The following is a 22,394-nucleotide window of genomic DNA, read 5'->3' as shown; positions in this document are numbered from 1 at the left end:
GTTTAACGCTTATCAGTTATTTAAAATGATACATTCAGGTTAAAACCATAACTGCGTACAGTTGGCGATTGTAATCCTGTTAAGCCTGCCGCATAGTTATACTGGTCAAGGTCAACATCTTTAAAGCGTTTGTCTTTATAAAAATAAAGCAGGTTGCGGCCGTAAATTGATATTGATGCTTTCTGGATAAAGGTTTTTTGCAGCAATTGCTTAGGGAAATCGAAGCCTAAGGTAACCTCACGCAGCTTTGAAAAGGTTTTGCTCATCAGGTTTGCCTCATCAGCATTGTAGTATTTACTTACATAATCTTGTACAAATGTTTTTGAGCCGTTTTTCTTGTATTGCAGGTCGCCATAGTTAAGTACAGCACCGGTGTTTGAATCATAATTGATAACACCACCGTTCGATATTTGCACACCTTCGCCAATATAGCTGCCCGCATATCCGGGCTTGCCGTAGTTCGACCAATCCTGGTAACGCGCTGCACCTAAGGCGCCTTCTGCAGTTTCAATGTTGGCACCGCCGCGCATAGTTTTGTTGTGCATATAATCTACAATTACCCCTCCTACAGAACCGTCAAACTGGAAGCCCAGGCTCAGGCTTTTATATTGTAACTTGTTGTAAACGCTCCACGCATATTTGGCGTTCATGTTGCCCAGGTATTGCGCAACAGGATTAATAAGCGGTTTGCCGGCTTCGTCGTTAATGATCTGCCCATCCGGGGTTTTTACGAAAGCTGTGCCGTACAATTTGTCGGTACGGTCACCCGCTTTAAAGAAAGTGGCGTAAGTGTCCTGTCCTTCAGGAAGCTCTTTGTAAACTTCTTTAAAACTTGAGATGTTGGCTAAAACATTCCAGGTAAAACCGCCCATATTTTTGATAGGGGTGCCCTGGATCGATACTTCATAACCTGTCTTCTTGGTTTTTAACGCGTTAACGTACTCTACCCTATAACCTGATGCAGTTGAGATGGAGTTAGCAAGGATCTGCGGACCATCAATGTATTGAAAGGTAGTACCGCTTACACCCAAACGATTTTGGAAAAACTTAATATCCAAACCTTCCTCGTAGTTTACACGTGTAGAGGTTTTAATACCCTGTTGAAATAGGTAATCGGTTGCATAACCGGCAGTTTGGCTGTTATATGGCTTGCTTGTTGAAAAAGACGTGTTCAACGCGTAAGACGGGCCATTGTACGGCGAATTGTATGTTGTGCCGTAGCCAAGCGGGTTATTATATAGTGATTCGCCCGTGCTGCCGTCAAATACAGTGATTGAACTGAATGGCGCGGGGCCAATGGTTGTTGCAGTGGCGTCAGACCGAATGTTTGAGAACGATGCACGTGCTTTCAGGAAGCTAATAGCCTGGGGTACGGGGATATAGTCAGACAATACCGTAGATACCGATACACTTGGATAATAATAAGTGGTTGGCACCTGAAATGCTGATGATTTATCGATACGGCCTGTGCTCGAGATGGTAGCGTATTTACCCAGGCTTGCATCCAATGAGTAGTAAGCGCTTAGCACACGCATATCAGACCTGAAGCTGGTTGATTGCACAGGGTTCATAGAATTACTGAACGAGTACACACCGGGCACATTAAGGTAATCAGTCGAAGTCCAGTTTGAGTTGTAGCTTAGATTACGCATGTTACCACCAACTAAACCCGACAGGTTTAAGAACTTGGCTACGGTATAATCATAGTTAACCATCAACTCCGTGTTGTTGTCAAACAGGTTACGGCGATCTTCGCGGTAGTCGCCCAGGTTACCCTCACGGCCGTAGGGGTGTGCCGAATAAGGCATCTTTTCGGTACGTAACAGGTCATAGGTATCAATCTGCGAACGCAGCGTAACGTTTAAGTTGTTGTTGATCTTATAGTTGCCCAGTAAATAACCTGTAGTGTTATTTTTATAGTGGCCGCGTGTCCACTCTTTAACCATTAACCAGGGGTTGTGGTAACGGGTATATTCTGCAAATTGTGATTGCACACCAACCTTTCCCGGCTGCCAGATAGCCTTGATATCAGGCGCGTTAACGTCCCAGTCGGCACCGGTCCATACAGCGATGTTATAGATCAGGCTGTTAGGGCCATATTGTACGTCGGGGAAGTTGTCGGTAGTCTGACGGTTAAAGTTTACGTTACCTTCAAATTTCCAGCGGGGATTTGGGTTAAACGATGCGTAGATGTTAGCGTTTGCAATATCCAGATATTGCTCGGGGATGTAGCTGCTTTGATGCTGTTGCGATGCGGATAGCCGTACAGTGTAATTATCGCCGTTAGCGCTTAACGCAACGTTGTTGTTGGTTTGATAACCGGTACGTAAAAAGTTGTTAAGGTTGTTTGCACCACGGGCAGTATATGGTGTAGCCTGCCGAACGCCGTTGATAACCGGGCTGTCATACTGTTCAATTAACTGGCCTGCAAAGTAAGGCCCCCAAACGTCATAGTCGGCATCCACACCGCCTGGTGCACCGCCTTTACCATCAACAAATTTGTAGAAGGTGTTTTCGCCTGCACCGTATGAATGCTGTACGCGAGGGAAGGCTAAAAAGCCATCGTTTATAACGGTACTGCTGTTTATATCAACAGTAAGACCTTTTTTGTTCTTGTTACCTTTCTTAGTGGTGATCAGGATCGCACCGTATGATGCGCGGTTACCGTAAAGCGCCGCAGCTGCAGGGCCTTTTAGCACGGTGTAAGTTTCGATGTCGTCAGGACTGATGTTGTAGGTATCCGTATTGATAGGGAAGCCATCTACCACATAAAGCGATATGGCGTTACCACGTAACCTTACGCTTGGCGCGCCCAAAAGCTCTGCTGACGGACCAACAGATAAGCCTGCAACCTTGCCGGTTAGGCCGGTAATGGGGTTGGGGTCGCGGGCCAGGGTCAGGTCTTCGCCATTAACTGTTTGTACCGAGTAACCCACACGGCGGGTTTCTTTTTTTACACCCAGCGCCGTTACCACCACCTCGTTCAGCGTTTTATTGTCGCCCTTTAAGGTAATAAGCATGTTACTGGCTGAGCCAACAGTTGTTTCCTGGTCGGCAAAACCAAGAAATTTGAATACTAACGTTTGGCCCGGCGAAGCATTGATAATAAAGCGGCCGTAAACATCTGTAGTGGTACCCAGGTTGGTACCTTTAAGCATAACCGTTACACCCGGCAGTGGCTGCCTGGTTTCGTCGGTTACCGTACCTGTTATTTTGCTTTGAGCAAACAAAACAGCAGGCGAAAGACAGCACATTAATACAATGGCGAGTCTTTTTAAGTGGGAGTAAAATCGTTTCATTCTGCTTTTTAAATCGTTAATATTAGGGTTGATTTATCCGCAGCAATACTAAACTTTGTTTATTATTTATAAACTGAGTTTAAATTAAGTAAACTTTAATGTTTTATTCCCAATAGGTTAAGTGAAGTAGCTGTGCGTAATAATTACGGCACAAGTGAGTAAACTTAACGTAACATTGCGCTAAGCGGTTGTTCTGTTAGCGTATAAATGATCAAGTGCCATTTGCTTAAGATGACGGATATTGGTTACAGGTAAATGTTCAATCTTAGCCTCATCATCCCAGTGCCTGAAACGTATGATCAGTTCCTTGTCGGGATTGGCTTCAAACACGGCAGCCTCATGCGCGCTCATGACCCCGCCCTGGAAGCTCAGGGTTGCGCGGCTTGCCGGAGAAAGCTTTTCATAATATTCCGGGTACTTATAAGTCAGGTAGCGCTTGGCTATCACATGACTTTGTACCAGTGCTGTCAAACGTTTTGAGAAGCCAAGCTTTAATAAGTAATCGGCACCAAGTTTTTCATGGTCCACATTGCCCATCCCGGCCATACTTTCTGCCTCACCTTCTGCCGCGCATAAGTGGCCAATGTCATGAAAAAACGCAGCTAAAACCACTTCATCATCGTAACCTTCGTTCTGTGCAAGTGCTGCTGCCTGAGCCATATGCTCCAGTTGTGAAACCGGCTCGCCAATGTAATCTTCGTCGCCATGCTGCTCATACAGGGCAAATACTTGGTCAACAACTTGTTCGGGGGTGCGTGAAGTTAAGGGCATGATTAATGTTTGCAACAAAAAAAAACGTTCAATATTAGCTGTGTATTAAGCCTGTATAATAAAATGCGCATTAACCTTTTTTAACTCACTTAACGCAAATTTACTTGCTATATGCCTGGTAATATATTACTTTGCCGCCGCCACCAACCTGATAAATAATGGAAGATGATGTACTTATACAAATAAGTAACCGTATAAAAGAAAAGCGCCGCGAAAAAAACATAACCGTGCAAGAGCTTGCCACTAAAGCTAATGTGAGCAAGGGCCTGATATCACAGATAGAAAATAGCCGTACCATACCGTCGTTAATTGTGCTGGTAGATATTGTTAAGGCGCTTGATATCGATCTGAACGTTTTCTTTAAAGACATCCGGCATCGCAACGAAAACTTTCCGCTCATCATCAAACGGAAAAACGAATACGAACACTTTGAGAAAGAACACGCTGAGGGCTTTAACTACCAGCGCATCTTTACACAGTTCATCAAAAACTCTACAGTTGATATCGTAATCCTTGAACTGGAGCCCAACGCATACCGCCCGCTGGTAGAAACTGAAGCGTACGAATACAAATACGTGATAGCGGGACAGATAGAATATCGTTTTGGCGATGACACAACTTACCAGCTGAGCCAAGGCGACAGCATGCTGTTTGATGGCCGGATGGCACATACCCCACGTAATACTGGTACTGGCACCGCCACTATGCTGGTAATTTATTTTTTTGAAGATAAAAACGGCTCTTAAACAATTCTTAACAATACCTTAGTTTATATTTAATAAACATAGTTTAATATTGCTAAACAAAAATATTGATTAGCATGTCTATTAAACTTGTGGTTTTTGATATGGCCGGCACTACGGTAGCCGACGAAAGTGGTGTTATGGATACCTTCCGGGCATCGCTTGCCAAGTATGGGTATGAGATACCCCTTAATGAAATAGCGACATTAATGGGTTACGAAAAAAGGCTGGCCATTAAAACCATGCTTGAACGGCATGAACCCGATGAGGCAAAGCTTACCGATAATTTAATTGATGACATACACCGCGATTTTGTAGATACGCTTGTAAACTATTATACCAATGCTACTGATCTTGAAGCATTGCCGCATGCCGAAGAAACACTTATTACCCTGCGCGGCAAGGGCATTAAGGTTGGTTTAAATACCGGCTTTTCAAGAAATATTGCCGACAGTATTATCAACAACTTAAAATGGCGTGAGCGTGGTTTGTTTGATTATTCGATCTGTTCAGACGAAGTACCGGCCGGCAGGCCCGATCCTGCTATGATACATATTATGATGCAGCATGCCGGTATAACCAACCCGGCCGAAGTAGCTAAAGTTGGTGATACCGAAGTAGATATCCGCGAAGGGCAAAATGTGGGCTGTAGGTATGTGATAGCCGTTACTACCGGTGCATTTACCCGGGCGCAATTACAGCCGTATAACCCTACCCACATTATCGACGACCTTTTTGAAGTAATATCTATCGTCACCAACACAGCTGATGCAACTGCTTAATAGTATAAAAGGCCGCGTTGCGAAATGGCCATACGGCCTTGTATCGGTAATGGCCGGGCTATCGGCATTTGGGGCATATACATGCATGTACGCTTTCAGAAAAGCTTTTGCTGCGGGCACATTTACGGGGCATCAATATCTACACGTGGATTATAAGGCATGGCTGGTAATAGCGCAGGTATTAGGTTACATGCTTAGTAAATTTTACGGCATACGTTTTATAGCCGAGGTGAAACCCAAAAGCAGGGGTAAAAGCATTTTACTGCTGATAGGCATTTCCTGGCTGGCACTACTGCTCTTTGCCGTCATTCCGACTCCCTACAACATCGTTTGCCTGTTTATAAATGGTTTTCCTTTAGGCATGATATGGGGCCTGGTGTTCGGCTATTTGGAAGGCCGGAAGGCTACGGAATTGATGGCTGCAGTGCTATCTATCAGCCTGATTTTTGCTTCAGGGTTTGTAAAGACCGTAGCCCGCAATATTATGGGGAACTGGCATGTGAGCGAATATGTAATGCCGTTTGTAACAGGTGCTGCATTTGTAGCTCCATTACTATTATTTGTGTTCTTTTTAGAGGTAATGCCGCCTCCTACCCGGCAAGATAAACAACTGCGTACCGAGCGTACTGCAATGAACAGGGCTGAACGCCGCGCATTTATCAGCCGCTTTTTACCCGGCATCATTTTAACCGTGATTGTTTACCTGCTGCTCACCATCATGCGCGATATAAGGGATAATTTTGAGGTAGAGATATGGCACGCCCTCGGGGTGAAAAACAACGGCATATTCGTCAGTATCGATTCAGTTATTTCCATTGCGGTGTTGGCAGGTATCGGTTTACTCATTCTCATCAGGAACAACATTAAGGCTTTTAGTGTAATCCATATCTTCATTATCTGCGGGTGCTTACTCGCGGGGGTTGCTACGGTATTGTTTAACTTAGGAGCTATTGGCCCGGTGTGGTGGATGACCATGGCCGGGTTGGGCTTGTATGCAGGTTACGTACCTTATAATGCAATATTTTTTGAACGGATGATAGCTTCGTTCAACTACAAAAGCAATGTAGGCTTTATTATGTACGTTGCCGATGCTATTGGCTACCTGGGCAGCATAAGCGTGCTGTTGTTAAAGGAGTTGGGTAATCCCCGCGTTAGTTGGGACCTTTTCTTTAAAAACGGTCTCATTATATTGTCGGTGGTTGGCACTTTCAGCGGTGTCCTTTCGCTTGTATATTTTCTGCAGAGCGCACGTAAAAGCGCAGATAAAAAAAGGCAATTAACATTATTTACAGCATGAGCAACAAAACAGCCATTGTAATAGGCGCAGGCATTGTAGGCTTAGCTACGGCAAGGGCGTTAGCGATAAGAGACTACAAAGTAACCGTGTTTGAACGCAACCAGCGAGCCGTGGGTGCCTCCATACGCAACTTTGGGATGGTTTGGCCAATTGGCCAGCCTACAGGCCCGTTATTTAATCGTGCTATGTTATCGCGCGAGATCTGGAAACAGATTTGTACAGAAGCTAATATCTGGCATGATGAAGTTGGCTCGCTGCACCTGGCTTATCATGATGATGAGTTGCAGGTGATGCAGCAATATGTTGACGTTAACGGCTTGTTGCGTGATTGTGCTTTGCTGTCACCCCGGGAAGCTTTACAAAAATCGCCCGCTGTAAATGCAAACGGCCTAAAAGGTGCCTTGTGGAGCGGTACCGAAATGATCATAGAATCGCGCGAGGCCATTGGCACGGTGGCTAAGTATTTGGCCGAAAAATATGGCGTCATCTTTCACTGGAATACCGCTGTCAGCGAGGTGAAAAGCAATGCCGTTCGTACCGGTGCGCAAAGTTACAGCGCCGATGAAATATTTATCTGCAGTGGTATCGAATTCGAAACGCTTTATCCTGAGTTGTTTGCTGCCTCGCCCATTACAAAATGCAAGTTGCAGATGATGCGTATGGCTGCACAACCCAATAGCTGGCGTATCGGGCCATCGTTGTGTGGTAGCTTGTCAATGATACATTACCCGGGTTTCCAGGCAGCGGCATCATTGCCACAATTGCGTAAGCGCTACCAGGGCGAATATGCCGAACAATTGAAATGGGGGATACATGTAATGGTATCGCAGAACCAGTATGGCGAACTTACCGTTGGCGACTCGCATGAGTACGGCATGGTTCACGACCCTTTTGATAAAGAATTTATAAACAAAATGATAGTGGATTACCTGTTGACCTTTACCAACTTAAAGGACACGCGGATAATTCAGACCTGGAATGGTATTTACGCCAAACTTACCAACGGCCAAACCGAATTGGTGCTTGATGTTGAACCGGGGGTAACTATTGTAAACGGACTTGGCGGTAACGGCATGACGCTCTCTTTTGGCTTGTGCGAGCAGCTGATAGCATCGCGTGTTTGATACCGTTATGTGGATGATCACTTGATTTATAGAAAAGGAGCGCCGCGAGGGTGCTCCTTTTTGTTTATAAACTCCAGCCTGTTACTTTTTCGGATCGATAATAACCCAGCGGTTAATGGTGTTGTACTTTCCTTCTATACAAATCTTATAAAAGTTTGACGGCATATCCTTAACGGATACCGACGCGTGGCCTGCATCCGCATTAAATTCACCCTCAAGTTTGTAATCGTCGGGGTGGCCTTCTTTAACGTTATTGGTAGCGGCTACCCAGATCTTCACTTTTTCGCCTTTGTTTAAAGCCTTCCAGCTTACATCTAAGGTGCCCTGGATAAAGTTGGCCTGTGCTTGTGCCACAGACACCGGTCCGGTAAGGTTGATGCCATCAACCTCACGTTTGTATTTTACCGGAATTGCTATGTTTAAATACTGCGCTAAAGAAGGCATGATATCAACTACACCAGGATAATAGTATCGGGCATAGGTGTTAAGGCCATTAGCGTTGGTTACCATCCAGGTTGAGCGCTGCCTTGGCGATTGCCCGCCATGGCCTTTGCCGTCTTTCTCGCTGCGGCCATGGTCTGTAGTGATGTAAATAACCCAGTCTTCGTTAAACTTTTGCTCGCGGTACTTAATGGCTTGCCATACTTTACCCATTTGTTTATCCATCATCTCTATTGCGGCATAATACTGCGGACTATCACCGTACGCGTGGCCCATATCATCAGTATATTCCAAATATATCCATGACAGATCCGGTGCTTTTGTCCGGATAGCGTCTGTTGCTTCTGCAATTACCTTTTCATCAATTTGGTGCATGTAAGCGCTTTCTTTATCGTGCTTGAAATTTACGGTGTCCAGTTCATAACCATCGGCGCTATAGTCAACATGTATGTTGCCGGTTTCAGGCAAGCCATCGCCAACAAGCTTGGTGCGGTTATCCTGCCAGCTCGAGAAAACAGCGATCTTCTTGGTCGGATACTGGTCTTTAAACAGCCTGAATATAGTTGGATAGTTATAATTAGGTGCCTTGATATCGTTGTCCCAAACGTTGTGCTTATTTACCCATGTGCCGGTAAGTAAGCTGTTATAGCCCACGGCAGATATCGTGGGTGTTTGGCTGTAACCGTTCTTTTCACCGCCTACATGCGCGCGCAGGTATTTGCCTTCTTTGGCAATAGCATTCAGGTTCGGCGTCCTCAGCTTTTCAATTACATCGGCGGGGATACCGTCAGCAATTACAAAAACGGCTTTACGGCTTTTGGTTTGGGCGTAAAGTGCTGTAGTAAACAAATTTGCAGCAACAAGCAAAAAGAGTTTTAAGATATAGGACCGCATAAATATAGTTTTGTCAAATATACAAAGTACGCTTTCGACAATAGTTAAACAAGCGTTATCCAGGCGTTATCATTTGTTTATGCAATCCCGAATATTAGCTATCCGATATGACCTTGTCGCAAACAACCCCTTAAATTGTCACTTTCACACAGCATCGTATCCGTAAATCCTTTACAACTTTGTATTATCAACATAAAAACCCGAAACTGAAGCTATTATGAAAAAGTTATTCAACACACTTACCATCCTTAAAGCAATATTGCTTACATCCGTTATACTATTTACAGCGGCCCGGTCAAACGGCCAGCAAATTAAACCTGCAAGCAGCGGTTATGCACCTGTTAACGGCATTAAGGTTTATTACGAAATATATGGTCAGGGTAAACCTTTAGTGTTAATACATGGGGCATTTTACACTATTGAAATGAACTGGGGGCAGTTGATACCTGAACTATCAAAAACAAGGAAAATAATTGCGATTGAAATGCAAGGCCATGGGCACACACCATATTCAGACAGGAAATTAGACATTGCTACGCTGGCAAGTGATGTTGAAGGAGTGATGGATTATTTAAAGGTTGATAGCGCTGACATTGCCGGTTATAGCATGGGCGGCTCTGTTGCTTACCAGTTAATTGTAAAAAGCCCTAAGCGGGTAAACAAATTAGTGATCATTTCCTCTACTTATAAGACCGATGGCTGGCTGCCAGTAATAAATGGCGGTTTTAAGGATTTTAAGCCCGATTTTTTTGATCACACGCCCATCAAAACGGCATATGACGCCGTAGCACCCGACAAAACCAAATGGAGGAAGTTTATTGAGCAGATGATTGCTTTTGCAGCTGTACCCTTTAACGTAGGCGATGCCAATATTGCGAAAATTACTTCGCCGGTATTGCTGATATCGGGTGATAATGATGGACTGGACAAGGTGGAATTGATGAAAACTTACCAGTTAATGGGTGGCGGCGTTTCTGCTGATTTGGCGCCCATGCCAAAATCGCACCTGGCCATTGTGCCAGCTCAGGGCCACGTGAGCCTGATGATGCAAACAAAAACCATACTGGGATATATGAACGATTTTTTAAAATAAAATGTTACCACTGGTTTTGGTAACCCCATTACTGATTTTGCCCGGGCCTGGATAACAAGGACGCTTTTATATTTTATTATTAAGAAGAAGTGTTTGTTTAAGGATGATAGTTTTATTTACTTACTGACAGTTTTTGAAGTAACGCGTCAATTTTGTCGGTGCATAAAATATCCGCGTGTAGGTTCATCAATTTTTGCCATCCTGCCGGGTTATCGGGTGCCGCCCAAAAACGGATCTTTTTCCCTGCGGCGTGTACTGCGTTAATAACCGACTTAAGCACTTTTTCGTCAGTAGGGGGTAAGGCGCCCAGACCCTGCCATTTAGAATAGTTTTCGAAGCAAAGGCTTACCTGCGCAACACGGGCCCACTGAGCCGGGGTATGCGGCAGTTGCAGGTCGTCGTCGAAAGTAATGTAAGATGGGTAGTTATTATAGTAGGCCGGCGGAGGGCGGTTGCCGGTAATGATAATACTTAAGGGGTTTTGGTTGTTGTATCTTTTATCAGCTTTTTTAGCGGGGCTAATTCTTTCAGCAACTCATTTAATAAAGGGCTATAATCTTCTTTAAGATCAATTAACAGGTTAAGCGGCCTGGGGTGGGCTTTCATTTCCTTTAATATAGGCTCCAGGTACATTTTTTGAAGGGTAACATAGTGATTGACGGTAGGGGTATCATGCGAAACCACTAACCGGCCGTTGCGTAAATATACATCTGCCTCTATGGCCCCGGCCCCTGCGTTAAAGGCATGGTAAAATGCATTTGGGCGCGTATAATCGTTATGCGAATGTATATTAGCAGCGGTATATTGCGCCTGCGCATTTACCGAAGTGAAAATAATTAGCGATAGAATAATTGAATAAAATAATCGTGCCATTGCGTGTTGTAAAAAGAATTGCCACCTGTGGCGGCCTAAAGTAGCAATTTATAATTAAGCTTATATAACGCACATATTAGTATATTTAGCACGCAATTATTTTTTCTATACGCTCTTTTATGACCTGTCGCAAAACCCACGCCTTATTATCAGTTGTATTATGCCTTGCTGCTATTTTTAACGCATCGGCACAAACAAAAAACAATACGCTTTATACGGCAGGCCATGCCAGCGCATTTATCGGCGGGCTATACGATGCATTTTACCCCTATACCAAAGTATTAAAGCATGGCGATTTTGGCCTGGGTGCCCCTGATAAACTGGATGGCGAGGTGTTGGTTTTAGATGGTAAGATATACCAGACGCAATCTACCGGGCGCACATTTGAGGTTAAGGCAACCGAGTTAACACCCTTTACTGTAGTCAACTTTTTTAAAGCCCAAAGAACGGTTCAAAACGACAAAGAACTGACCAAAAACGACCTTTTTTTGTACCTGGATAGTTTGCTGTCCAACAAAAACGGTATTTATGCCATCAAAATAACTGGAAACTTTAATTTCATCAAAACCCGGGCATTCCCACCGGTAAAAAAACCTTATGTACCACTGGCCGACATGCTACCCCTGCAACATTTTTTTACTTTCGAAAATGTGAAGGGTACCCTGGTGGGTTACCGCATACCAGCCTATATGGATGGGCCTAATATTACCGGATACCACTTCCATTTTTTATCTGACGATAAAAAGGGTGGCGGGCACATCATCGACCTTACCACAGGTTCGGTTACTATCGAAATCGATGAACTTGACAGCTTTATGGTAGATATCCCCCAAACACCGGCTTTCAACAACTTCGACTTTAAAAAGGACCGCAGCGAAGAAGTTAAGCGTGTAGAGAATGGTAAAAAAGATTAAACCAGTTTTTTTACCGCTTTAGCCAAAATACCGGTCGCCTGTTCCATCTCCTTAAAATTCATGGACGCAAAACCAAGGCGGATATGCTCGCTTTCGCGGGCTCTGTCATAATAGTAATCTTTACCTGCGCTAACAGCAAGGCCCATCGCGGCTGCCTTTTCGGCTACTTCTTTTGGCTTTAGTCCGTTCTCATATTTCATCCAAATAGCAAAGCCGCCATCGGGTATTTTAAAACTTACATGGTCGCCAATTTGCTGCTGTAACAAGCTGCAAAATACATCGCGTCGTTCGTGGTATAACTTATTGGCCTTTTTAAGATGCCGTGTAATATCTCCATTCTTTAATAAGTTAGCCATCGCTTCCTCCAGCAAATGCTCGCCCTGGCGGTCAATAATGCGGCGCAACTTAGTGGCCTGCTCTATCAGATTTGGAGGCGCTATCATAAAACCTATGCGTATACCGGGAGCAATAGTCTTGCAAAACGATCCCACATATATCACACTACCATAGTAATCGGCACTGGCAAGGGGCAATATCGGGCTGCTGGTATAATGAAAATCGTAATCGTAATCATCCTCTATAATTGCAAAGCGGTACTTCATGGCCAGTTCAAGCAGCCGCATACGCCGCTCAGAGCATAAGGTTACCGTAGTGGGCTGGTGATGGTGAGGTATCACATAAAGCAGCTTTACCTTTTTCTTTTTGCAGATCTCTTCCACCGCATCAAGGTTAATACCCAGTTCATCAACTGGTACAAGTTCTAAATTTGCGCCGGTTTGTACAAATACTTCGTTGGCACCGCAGTAACCCGGGTCGGCAGCAATAACCGTTTCGTTTTTATTAAGCAGCAGTTGCGACACTAAATAGATAGCCATTTGCGCGCCTTTGGTTATCAGTATATGATCGGGCGTTACATGTAAACCACGGGTTTCGCCAAGGAAACGGGCAAGCTCGGCCCGCAGGTTTTCTGAACCCTGCTCGGGGCCGTACAACAAATATTTTGATGTAAAATGGTAATTGGCAAATCGACGGTACTCGCGCAGCATTAAATCTAACGGAGCAAGACGGGTATCGGGGAATCCCTCGTTAAACGCTATGTTCTGCGCTTTGGCAGGGTTAAATAAGTTAATATGCGATAGCGTATTTTCCCCAACCTCAAAAAAAGTTTGGCTGGCGTATGCTGTTTTTTGCGGGCTATCAGCAATTGGGCGCGGCGATACTTCGGGCAGGTTGGCCGCGACGAAAATGCCCTTTTGCGGATATACGTCTACCCAGCTTTGGGCATACAATTCATCGTAAGCGGCAACCACGGTATTGCGGTGCACCTTTAAGCCCTGGGCAAGGGCGCGGCTGCTTGGCAATGCCGATGCTGGCTTTAAGGTGCCCTGCCTGATGTGGCATATAATGCCGTTGGCTATTTGCAAATACACCGGCACCGGCAGTGTTTTGTCAATATTAAGTAAAGCTGCTACGAACTGCATTCTGGACTACCTCGCTTGTTTTATCTGGACTATAAAGATAGGCCACTGTAGCCGTATTTTTATATCAGCAAACAAAAAATTATGCAGCAATCAAAATACTATAACCTGGCAGCCATATATTTAAGAGCCGCGCTTGCATTGGGGTATATTTGGCTGGTAGCCGATCGCCTGGGTTGGTTAGGCACTTACGGGCAACCTCATATAAGCTGGGGCGACTGGGAACACTTTATGGTGTTATCCCGTAAAACCATGTCGTTCCTGCCCGGGGCGCTGGTAACACCGCTGGCGGTTTTAGCCACGCTGGGAGAAGGTATTTTTGGATTGATGTTGCTGATTGGCCTGTTTACCCGTATTGCAGCTATCGGCAGCGGGGCGTTAACGCTGGCCTTTGCTATATCGATGACCATTTCAAGGGGGATAGATTCTCCTATCGGATACTCTGTTTTTACGGTAAGCGCCGCAAGCTTTTTGCTGGCCACCCTGCCGGAATACAAATGGAGCATCGATCAATTAATCTCTAAAAAGTAATTGTAATGATAAGTACTGTACAACAAAAAGCGCCATCAACCTTATTGGTAGTAATAGCATTTGCTATTGTGTATGTTGTTTGGGGCTCTACTTATTTCTTTATCCAGATGGCTATTCGCGGCATACCTGCTATGCTGATGGGTGCTATGCGTTTTATAGCCGCCGGCGCAATAATGCTGGCCTGGTGTGCCCTTAGGGGAGATAAAATTTGGGTGAAGCGCGATGTAATAAACGCGGCCGTAAGCGGGCTGCTGTTACTTGCTGTTGGCAACGGTATAGTAATATGGGTTGAGCAGGCTTTACCCAGCGCTATGGTAGCCATTATGGTATCGGCCAACCCTATATGGTTTGTGGTGTTGGATAAACGAAACTGGAAACAGAACCTGCGCAGCACCGCAACAGTTGTGGGCTTAATTATAGGCTTTGCAGGCGTAATACTGCTATTTGGCGAACAGGTGGTTAATACACTCGGCGGCACACACAACAATGCTAAAATACGGGGTGTGTGTTTACTGGTAATAGGCCCCATAGGGTGGGCGGGCGGGTCATTGTATTCTAAGTATAAAGGCAGCAGCAGCCCGGCAAGGGTTACCACGGCCTGGCAAATGCTGATAGCCGGCATAGCTTTTTTACCGGCAAGCGCCCTGCATAACGAATTTGCAAACTTCGACATAGCGCAGGTACCCGCCCAGGCATGGATGGCGGTTTTATACCTGGTATTTTTTGGGTCGATAGCGGCCTTTACTGCTTATGTGTGGCTGTTGCAGGTTAGGCCCGCAACACAGGTAAGCACCCACTCGTATGTTAACCCGGTTATAGCAGTGTTATTAGGGGTGATGTTTGCACAGGAACATATCTCCTGGCTGCAGATAGGCGGACTGGTAATTATACTGGTCAGCGTGCTGCTGATAAACCTGGCTAAATACCGCAAAGATGGGGATGATAAAAAAGAAGTAAAACCAAAGGGTGTAAAATTAAACGGATCTGTTCGAGAAGTGGTGTAATACTATGGATATAACCAAATAGCCAATGGTTGTGCTATTACCTCCCCTGGGAGGGTGTAGGGAGGGGTTTAATAAAGCGACTAACCCCTCCCTGCCTTTACACATGCCAGCCGCACCCCTCCCTTGGGAGGGAATTAAGATATCCGGACACTCATGGTTTATTTCATTGCTTTAATGCCCTTCAAAAGGAATCCTTAAATCAAGAAAATCTGTTTAATACCGGTTCAGACTATTTTTGACCCCGGCCAATTGTAAGGTATAGTATTGAACCCAGGAACGGGAAGAACAGGATAACTAAAACCCACATCAGCTTGGTAACCGAATCGTTGAAAGTTGAACGGACAGCATCGATCAAGCTAAAAGTGATTAGCCCGAGGTAGGATAATGCTATAAATATCAGGATAAGTTCAGGAGTGCCAAGGCCGCCCATAAGAAGCTTTAAATTAGTGATTAATTTTAAAGATAGGCATTTATGCAATTATAAACAACCGCGTAACCAATCTTTAAGCACTAACCACCAATCACCAACCCCTATTTCACACTCTTTTTTTGAACAATAAAGTACCCGGCAATAAATATTACAACGGCAACTGCAAGGCTTACCCATACATCCTTGGTATAAATGTCGATCTCGAAGTTGCTTGCAGGGCCTTTAGTATTATGTTTTATCATACTTTTTATAGCGCCCATAGGGTGCGCGTAGGGGAAAAGGTAGCTGTATTTCCAATCGTTTGAAGCCAGTATTACGCCGGTGATGGTTGCCACAAAGCCAAGGCCCATCGGCTTCAAAAAGTCCGACCATAAAAGGCTCAACAAAAACTGAATAGAAAGTATACCTAATGCAGCTAACAATAATTTATAAAATACCTGCATCAGCTGCAGCTCCATATGGTACTCGTTAAACTTCAGCGAAGGTTTTACAATACTTAGTAAATTACCAAAGGCTATATTAAATATGGTAAACAGCGAGAGGCACAGAAAAAGCAGGAAAAACGCGTAAAAATATTTAGCGCCGTAAACAGCCCAGCGTGAAATGGGCAAGCTAAACAGGGTTTTCCAGGTATCGGCCTTATGTTCAACATTGTTTACAGAGTACGCGACAAATATGGTGTAAATGGGTAATAATAACGACCCCATGCTGCCCAGGCTTATCATGCTGAACTGCACCCACAGCATCATTGGCGGCATTTTAACAAATTTATCGCTGTTGGAATAAATGGCTACAAATGCCAGCCCGGTTATAAGTAAAGGCAAAATAATGGCACCCCAAAAGCCAAGCGTTTTGCGGCTTTTATAAAATTCGGACTGAAATGATAGTAAAAATCCTTTCATGATGGTTTAGTTGCTTTTGGTGGTAATATCTAAGAATAACCGCTCAAGGTCCTTGCGCTGTTTGCTGATGCCCAAAACGGTTATGCCGTTTTGAACAAGCAGCGTATTTATTTCGCCAATTTGTTGTTTAGAGGTAAATGGAACAAACAAGTGGTCGTTGTTAATATCGGTTACAGTAAAATTATTGCGCTTTAACAGGTTGGCAGCATCAACTGTGTTATCGGTTTCAATATGGATAAGCGGCTGGCTTATATCCTGAAGTTCTTGTATGGTTCCCTGAAACATCAGTTCGCCGTTATTGATAATGCCTACATGCGTAGCCATTTTTTCGATTTCGGCCAGCAGGTGGCTCGATATAAATACGGTTTTCCCGGTGGTTACCAGGCGCATCATCAATTCGCGTATCTCAATAATGCCGTTAGGGTCAAGGCCGTTGGTGGGTTCGTCAAGTATCAGCAATTTGGGGTCGCTTAGCAAGGCAAGGGCAATACCCAAGCGTTGTTTCATCCCTAAAGAATATTGTCCGGCTTTTTTGCCTGCGGCACTGGTTAGCTGTACAAGTTTCAGCATTTCGTCAACCCGTTGTTCGTCAACCTGCAATAGCATGGCGCGGTTCATCAGGTTTTCGCGGCCGGTTAGGTGGTGGTATATAGCCGGCTGCTCTATCAGCGACCCTATTTGCGATAATATGCTGATGCGGTTGGCTTCAAGCTCGAGCCCGAAAATACGAATGCTGCCTTCGCCCGTACGTAACAGGTTAAGCAGCATTTTAATGGTGGTGGTTTTACCGGCACCGTTTGGCCCTAAAAAACCGTATATACTACCTGCCGGGACTTGCAGCGACAGCGATTTAACAACTTGCTGATTGCCGAAGCTAAAAGACAAGCCTTCCGTTTGGATTACCATAGTTTCTCGGTTGCGATTGAGCATACTGTTTTAACTACAGATACACCTTTAATAAATAACGATGTAGCCTGTGCAGCCGAGTTGTGTGAGGTAAATTGTCTTTTTTGTTCAAACTGGTAGCTTACGCCCATTATAATGGCAAATACTACGGGGGCCAGTAATAAGATAAATGGATTTGAGTTGGAAACTAACTTTTTCATTGTGTTATCGTTTTGATGAAACAAAGGAATACTAAATATTTTACCTGCTAAAAACATTTAGACCAACAGCCGCCATTTGTAGATGAACGGTTAATAAGGCGGGTAAACCCGTTCATCGGTTTTAAATGCCTGTTCATCGAAGAAATTTATTGCTACATATAATTACACCGGCAATTTCATCTCAAAATATTACTTTAGATGCAGGTTAGGCTCACCTAATCCAATAGCTATCGGATCTTCTGCAATGGATAGGACTTGAATATGCACTTTTAGAACCCTCTCCCCTGGAGAGGGCAGGGTGAGGCTATGTTAATACATTACATATATAAATGAGAAAAGGCTGGCAAATTTTTTGGCACATTCTGTTTTGGACAAGCATCATATCCTTTTTTGTGTTTGTAGCGCGTAATGGTGGCAAAAGCAGTATGCAAAGCCTGCTGATCGTATTTGTGGTGTTTGGCCTGGTTAATATCGGCCTTTTCTATCTGAACTACCTCGTACTCATTCCAAGATATTTAGATAAAAAGAAATACAAGCTTTACGCGGCGTTGGTAATAGGAGCCATTATCGTAATGGGCCTTTCTAAATTTGGGCTGGCTGTTATATTCAGGCCCATTACCTACATCCATATGGGCAAAGCCATCGGGTTTTGGCAGTACACGTTCAGCACATCGTTCACCAGTATTGTATTTATATTTTTGAGCACTGTTTTAAAATTCACTATCGATTGGTTCCTGAACGAACGCATACAGCGCGACCTGGAAAACCAACGCTTAACCGCCGAGCTTTCGTTCCTTAAATCGCAGATCAATCCCCATTTTTTATTCAACTCATTAAACAGCATCTACTCGCTGGCTTATCAAAAATCAGATACCACGCCCGAGGCCATTTTAAAGCTGTCCGAAATTATGCGCTATATGCTGTACGAGTGCAACGATAATAAGGTGGAGATGAGTAAGGAACTGCAGTACCTGCAAAACTATATCGACCTGCAAAAGATACGTTTTGGCAATAAGGCCTTTATCGATTTTGAAGTGAACGGCGAGGTAAGCAACCAGCAAATTGTGCCTTTACTGCTTATCTCATTTATCGAAAACGCCTTTAAACACGGTATTGCCAACGATGCGTTATCGCCCATAAAACTTAGAATTAATTTAGAGGATGGCCACATGTACTTTTTTATCCAGAATAAAAAACACACCCATAACCGCGATGCATCCGGTGGCATTGGGCTGGCAAACGTACGCCGCCGGCTTGACCTTTTATACCCCGGAAAATATAATTTAGATATTCGCGACGAAGCGGATACATACACTTGTCAATTATCCTTAGCTTTATAGTAATGATCAGATGTCTTGTTGTTGATGATGAGCCTTTGGCGCTGAATATACTGGAAGATTATATCTCCAAGATACCTTTCCTGCAATTGATAAAAGCAACCACCAACCCCATTGAGGCATTAACTATGGTGCAGGATGGCGGCATCGACCTGGTTTTTCTGGATGTGCAAATGCCCGAACTTACCGGCATACAGTTTTTGCGGATATCTAACGGTAAAACCAAGGTGATCTTAACTACCGCTTACCCACAGTATGCGCTGGAAGGTTACGAGCTTGATGTGGTAGATTATTTATTAAAACCGATAGCTTTCGACAGGTTTTTTAAATCGGTACAAAAAGCGCAGGGCATCATACAACCCGCAGCGAAACCCATTCAGCAAGCAGAGCCTGTTGCGCAGGACGATTTTATGAGCGATTTTATTTTTGTAAAAACCGAGCATAAAATTCAGAAGGTTTACCTGCACGATATATTGTTTATAGAAGGATTAAAGGATTATGTATCCATTTTTACCCCGGCCGAGCGCATCATCACCCTGCAGGGAATGAAGAAGATGGAGGACGCCCTGCCGCCAAAACACTTTATCCGCGTGCATAAATCATACATCGTATCCATCAATAAGATCGACAGCATCGAACGCAGCCGCATCTTCATCGGCGATAAGATCATCCCAGTAGGTGACACCTACCGCGATGAATTCTTTAAAATTGTGGACGGGAAGAATATATAGTATATATTATATTAGGTACATGAAAACTTTTTGCCTGTTTATAGTTCTTTTTGCTGCCGGAATATCGGGATTTGCTCAAACTAAAGCGGCTGATAGATCTAAAGCAGATTCAATGCTGGCATTGTTAAAAAGCAAACGGGCCACAGTTGATGCATATGTGAAAAAGCATGGCAAAAAGCTCTTATTATACTCCAAGATACCCGGGAAAAAGGTACCTGTTAGGGTAAGAAATGAAAAGTGGCCCGATGAAGTTGAATATTCTTATAACGTGCTTAAAGATTCGTTGGGGAAAATAGTGATGATTGCCGAAATTCCTTTTAGCCAGAGCGGCGATTGGTATATAACCTACACGCATTATTTTGACGAAGATGGAAATACATATGCGTTTAAGAAAGAAACCAATACGTTTGATAACGAGGTAGAAGACGGTGTGATTTACGAAACACTAATAAGTTACTACGGAGGAAGCCTTAAATTGTTGAGCAAAACATATTCATTGAAGGACAAAAGTGGTAAGCCAGTAAAAAACAATAGCCATATCGATGTTTATCAATATAAATATATCATCTATAAAAACGTAGCGGAGTGCTTAAAGGCATATAATATTAAAATGCTTTAGTCGCCCCCCTTCAGGGGGTTGGGCTCGTCATGATCCTTATCTCCTTCGGATAATAGTTATTGATACGGTTGGGCAGTAACTTCGCCCAACCCAAAGCCAAACCTTCGTAGGTCATCAAGCTCCAGCCTTTGCCTGTTACAGCTATATCAATATTATCCCGGCGCAGGTATTGTATGGCTTGCTCTTTTGTTAATTCAGTAGATATTACCTTATCCTTATTTATAATCAAGCTTAAGGCCAGTTCATGGTCAGGTATCAGGTCGTTACCGGCCAGTTTGCCTATCCGCGCACCCGATTTTTTGATATACAGGTGCCGGTGCAAAATATTCAGGCTTTCCTTATGCTCACGGTTTATGGCCAGCCAGTCGTCGTTTACTTTAAAAAAGTAAAAATCGTCGGCATTGTTAATATAGGCCTTCACTATATCCATCTCTTTGGCGGGTAGTTTTTGCTGCGCGTTGTTTTTGTAGTTTGATATACCGCCGCTGCTTTCCTTTTTACGCAGGCATGCTGCAAACAAACCCTCGCCTTTAACCTTGCCCGGGTAAAAGCGGTAGCCCCATGCTTTTTTAACCGGCGATCCGGTCTCAACAATTCCCCACTCCTTATATATAGGTATCCGGATGCTTTCCAGGTCAAACTCGGTGCAAAGCCAATCCAATATATCTTCGTTCTCCTGGTGCGAGTAACTGCAGGTGCTATATATAAGGTAACCATCTTCTTTTAATGCGGGGTAAATATCCGCCAGGATACGCTCCTGCCTTTGGTGGCAAAGGTTCACATTGCCTTCGCTCCATTCGTTCATGGCGGCGGGGTCTTTACGGAACATACCCGAGCCCGAGCAAGGCGCATCAACCAATATTACGTCAAAAAAACTATGTATGGCGTTAAAATCCTTCGGATCGTTGTTGGTAACAATGGTATTTGATGTGCCCCAGCGGTTAAGGTTATCGCTTAATATAGGTACACGTGTTTTAATGATCTCGTTGGCCACCAGCAGGTCGGCGCTTTGCAGCGCCGAATTTAGCAGTGTGGTTTTACCGCCGGGCGCCGCGCAAAGATCTAATACCTTAATAGGGTCGCTCTTATCCGGGCGAACGGTATTTAATATATGGCTGATGAACATTGATGATGCTTCCTGCACGTAGTATGCCCCGGCATGAAACAGCGGGTCGAAAGTAAACGATGGGCGGGCATCCAGGTAAAATCCCTCGGTGCACCACGGCACTTGTCCGTTTATTTTTGTGGCAGATGGCTTAAAAGGATTGATCCTGATAGATGTTGGGGCGGGCTCGACCAGGTGTGCATCAATAAAATTTTGCCTGTCAAAGCCCGGCTCGGCATTCAGATCCTCTAAAAAAAGCGGCGGAAAATTATAATTATCCATATTTGAATCAAACTTACGGAAAATTTTTAGCGCCCTGTTTCAGGGCTGATAACCCATAGATATATTTATAGCGATGATAATTGATGTTTATACACGTATTTAAGACTAAACTTTAATGTTAGTTTACAGCTAGTTACAAAATTGTTTTAATTATTTTAAAATAATGCTTGTAGTGGTAGGGGTTTTCTCCTTACATTTGTGGCCGCTCAAATAAAAAGGGCGTTGTTTTTTGAAGTTTTAGCAAATAAATAAAAGTTTGAAAATGTGATTTTTTCGCTTGCCAAACACAATAATTATTTGCACCTTTGCAGCCCGCAATAACGAAAGGAAATGCGATTGTTAATTGAAAAAACAAAGCGAGAAAATAATTTCAAGAAAGTGAAAATAACACTTGACACGAATTAAAAATAATCGCACCTTTGCAGCCGCTTCTACAACGAAGCAAAGCATTGAAAAAAGAAAACCACAAGGGTTTTTTAAAAAACATTGAAAGTTTAGACCGCAACGGTCGACGACATAAAAGCTGAACCGCGAGGCGAAGCGAAAAGTTCTTAAAAGAGATAGAGAATAAATTATGCAGCGTAACAGCAGGACAGCGATGTTCTGGATGTTAAGAGCGAGACTTGAGGGATGGGATA

The 22,394-nt window shown here is 44.0% G+C and carries 21 protein-coding genes; 11 read left to right on the top strand and 10 right to left on the bottom strand.

Translation table 11 applies throughout. From position 1 onward, the window contains the following. Positions 1 to 20: 20 nt before the first annotated feature. Complete coding sequence (locus HDC91_RS15070) at positions 21 to 3,299, bottom strand: SusC/RagA family TonB-linked outer membrane protein (protein WP_183553560.1); 3,279 nt, start codon at positions 3,297 to 3,299, stop codon at positions 21 to 23. A 180-nt stretch (positions 3,300 to 3,479) separates the two neighbouring features. Continuing rightward, complete coding sequence (locus HDC91_RS15065) at positions 3,480 to 4,070, bottom strand: phosphonate degradation HD-domain oxygenase (protein WP_183553558.1); 591 nt, start codon at positions 4,068 to 4,070, stop codon at positions 3,480 to 3,482. A 158-nt stretch (positions 4,071 to 4,228) separates the two neighbouring features. Between HDC91_RS15065 and HDC91_RS15060 the strand changes: the two genes are divergently transcribed. The 4 genes from HDC91_RS15060 (at position 4,229) to HDC91_RS15045 (ending at position 8,016) form a co-directional block, all read left to right on the top strand. After that, positions 4,229 to 4,816, top strand: a complete 588-nt coding sequence (locus tag HDC91_RS15060) for a helix-turn-helix domain-containing protein (protein WP_183553555.1) — start codon at positions 4,229 to 4,231, stop codon at positions 4,814 to 4,816. 74 nt (positions 4,817 to 4,890) lie between these two features. Next, complete coding sequence (locus HDC91_RS15055; protein ID WP_183553553.1) at positions 4,891 to 5,595, top strand: HAD-IA family hydrolase; 705 nt, start codon at positions 4,891 to 4,893, stop codon at positions 5,593 to 5,595. After that, the gene (locus HDC91_RS15050; RefSeq protein ID WP_183553551.1) at positions 5,582 to 6,892 is read left to right on the top strand and encodes a DUF5690 family protein; all 1,311 of its coding nucleotides are present in this window, start codon (positions 5,582 to 5,584) and stop codon (positions 6,890 to 6,892) included. The genes HDC91_RS15055 and HDC91_RS15050 overlap by 14 nt, the downstream gene beginning before the upstream one ends. Then, on the top strand, positions 6,889 to 8,016 hold the full coding sequence (locus HDC91_RS15045) for a TIGR03364 family FAD-dependent oxidoreductase (RefSeq protein WP_183553549.1): 1,128 nt from the start codon (positions 6,889 to 6,891) through the stop codon (positions 8,014 to 8,016). The genes HDC91_RS15050 and HDC91_RS15045 overlap by 4 nt, the downstream gene beginning before the upstream one ends. An 81-nt stretch (positions 8,017 to 8,097) precedes the next feature. On the opposite strand, the gene HDC91_RS15040 is transcribed toward HDC91_RS15045, so the two are convergent. After that, positions 8,098 to 9,351, bottom strand: a complete 1,254-nt coding sequence (locus HDC91_RS15040) for an alkaline phosphatase family protein (RefSeq protein ID WP_183553547.1) — start codon at positions 9,349 to 9,351, stop codon at positions 8,098 to 8,100. Between the two features lie 217 nt (positions 9,352 to 9,568). Here HDC91_RS15040 and HDC91_RS15035 point away from each other — a divergent pair, with 217 nt between their 5' ends. Beyond that, entirely contained in the window at positions 9,569 to 10,444 is an 876-nt protein-coding gene (locus HDC91_RS15035; protein WP_183553545.1) for an alpha/beta fold hydrolase, read from the top strand. Positions 10,445 to 10,915: 471 nt separating this feature from the next. On the opposite strand, the gene HDC91_RS15025 is transcribed toward HDC91_RS15035, so the two are convergent. Then, complete coding sequence (locus HDC91_RS15025; protein ID WP_183553541.1) at positions 10,916 to 11,317, bottom strand: hypothetical protein; 402 nt, start codon at positions 11,315 to 11,317, stop codon at positions 10,916 to 10,918. 119 nt (positions 11,318 to 11,436) lie between these two features. Here HDC91_RS15025 and budA point away from each other — a divergent pair, with 119 nt between their 5' ends. After that, positions 11,437 to 12,231 carry an acetolactate decarboxylase gene (gene budA / locus HDC91_RS15020; protein WP_183553539.1) on the top strand — a complete coding sequence of 265 codons (795 nt, stop codon included), beginning with the start codon at positions 11,437 to 11,439 and terminating at the stop codon, positions 12,229 to 12,231. Here budA and HDC91_RS15015 read toward each other — a convergent pair. Next, positions 12,228 to 13,712 (bottom strand): PLP-dependent aminotransferase family protein, encoded by a 1,485-nt coding sequence (locus tag HDC91_RS15015; RefSeq protein ID WP_183553537.1) that lies wholly within the window; start codon positions 13,710 to 13,712, stop codon positions 12,228 to 12,230. The genes budA and HDC91_RS15015 overlap by 4 nt on opposite strands. 81 nt (positions 13,713 to 13,793) lie before the next feature. On the opposite strand from HDC91_RS15015, the gene HDC91_RS15010 reads away from it, so the two are divergent. Next, positions 13,794 to 14,240 (top strand): DoxX family protein, encoded by a 447-nt coding sequence (locus HDC91_RS15010; RefSeq protein WP_183553535.1) that lies wholly within the window; start codon positions 13,794 to 13,796, stop codon positions 14,238 to 14,240. A gap of 5 nt (positions 14,241 to 14,245) precedes the next feature. After that, positions 14,246 to 15,244, top strand: coding sequence for an EamA family transporter (locus HDC91_RS15005; protein WP_183553533.1), 999 nt, complete (start codon positions 14,246 to 14,248; stop codon positions 15,242 to 15,244). 229 nt (positions 15,245 to 15,473) lie between these two features. Here HDC91_RS15005 and HDC91_RS15000 read toward each other — a convergent pair whose 3' ends face one another. The 4 genes from HDC91_RS15000 to HDC91_RS14985 form a co-directional block, all read right to left on the bottom strand. Next, positions 15,474 to 15,674: a PLDc N-terminal domain-containing protein gene (locus HDC91_RS15000; RefSeq protein WP_183553531.1), complete on the bottom strand. Its 201-nt coding sequence runs from the start codon at positions 15,672 to 15,674 to the stop codon at positions 15,474 to 15,476. A 101-nt stretch (positions 15,675 to 15,775) separates the two neighbouring features. Then, a complete protein-coding gene (locus HDC91_RS14995) occupies positions 15,776 to 16,576 on the bottom strand; it encodes an ABC transporter permease (RefSeq protein ID WP_221262202.1) in 801 nt (266 codons plus the stop codon). Between the two features lie 6 nt (positions 16,577 to 16,582). Next, positions 16,583 to 17,482, bottom strand: coding sequence for an ABC transporter ATP-binding protein (locus tag HDC91_RS14990; RefSeq protein ID WP_183553530.1), 900 nt, complete (start codon positions 17,480 to 17,482; stop codon positions 16,583 to 16,585). Beyond that, the gene (locus HDC91_RS14985; RefSeq protein WP_162429758.1) at positions 17,476 to 17,682 is read right to left on the bottom strand and encodes a hypothetical protein; all 207 of its coding nucleotides are present in this window, start codon (positions 17,680 to 17,682) and stop codon (positions 17,476 to 17,478) included. The genes HDC91_RS14990 and HDC91_RS14985 overlap by 7 nt, the downstream gene beginning before the upstream one ends. Positions 17,683 to 18,011: 329 nt before the next feature. On the opposite strand from HDC91_RS14985, the gene HDC91_RS14980 reads away from it, so the two are divergent. From HDC91_RS14980 to HDC91_RS14970, 3 genes are read left to right on the top strand one after another with little or no spacing between them, the layout of a single operon-like run. After that, a complete protein-coding gene (locus HDC91_RS14980; protein ID WP_183553528.1) occupies positions 18,012 to 19,022 on the top strand; it encodes a sensor histidine kinase in 1,011 nt (336 codons plus the stop codon). 2 nt (positions 19,023 to 19,024) lie between these two features. Then, on the top strand, positions 19,025 to 19,750 hold the full coding sequence (locus HDC91_RS14975; protein WP_183553526.1) for a LytTR family DNA-binding domain-containing protein: 726 nt from the start codon (positions 19,025 to 19,027) through the stop codon (positions 19,748 to 19,750). A gap of 19 nt (positions 19,751 to 19,769) precedes the next feature. Continuing rightward, complete coding sequence (locus HDC91_RS14970; RefSeq protein ID WP_183553524.1) at positions 19,770 to 20,369, top strand: hypothetical protein; 600 nt, start codon at positions 19,770 to 19,772, stop codon at positions 20,367 to 20,369. Between the two features lie 10 nt (positions 20,370 to 20,379). Here the strand turns inward: HDC91_RS14970 and HDC91_RS14965 are convergent, their stop codons facing one another. Then, positions 20,380 to 21,756, bottom strand: coding sequence for an RNA methyltransferase (locus HDC91_RS14965; protein ID WP_183553522.1), 1,377 nt, complete (start codon positions 21,754 to 21,756; stop codon positions 20,380 to 20,382). Positions 21,757 to 22,394 lie beyond the last annotated feature (638 nt).

Source organism: Mucilaginibacter sp. AK015, assembly GCF_014200785.1.
Taxonomy (GTDB): Bacteria; Bacteroidota; Bacteroidia; order Sphingobacteriales; family Sphingobacteriaceae; genus Mucilaginibacter.
This window is presented reverse-complemented; position numbering and strand designations above follow the sequence as displayed.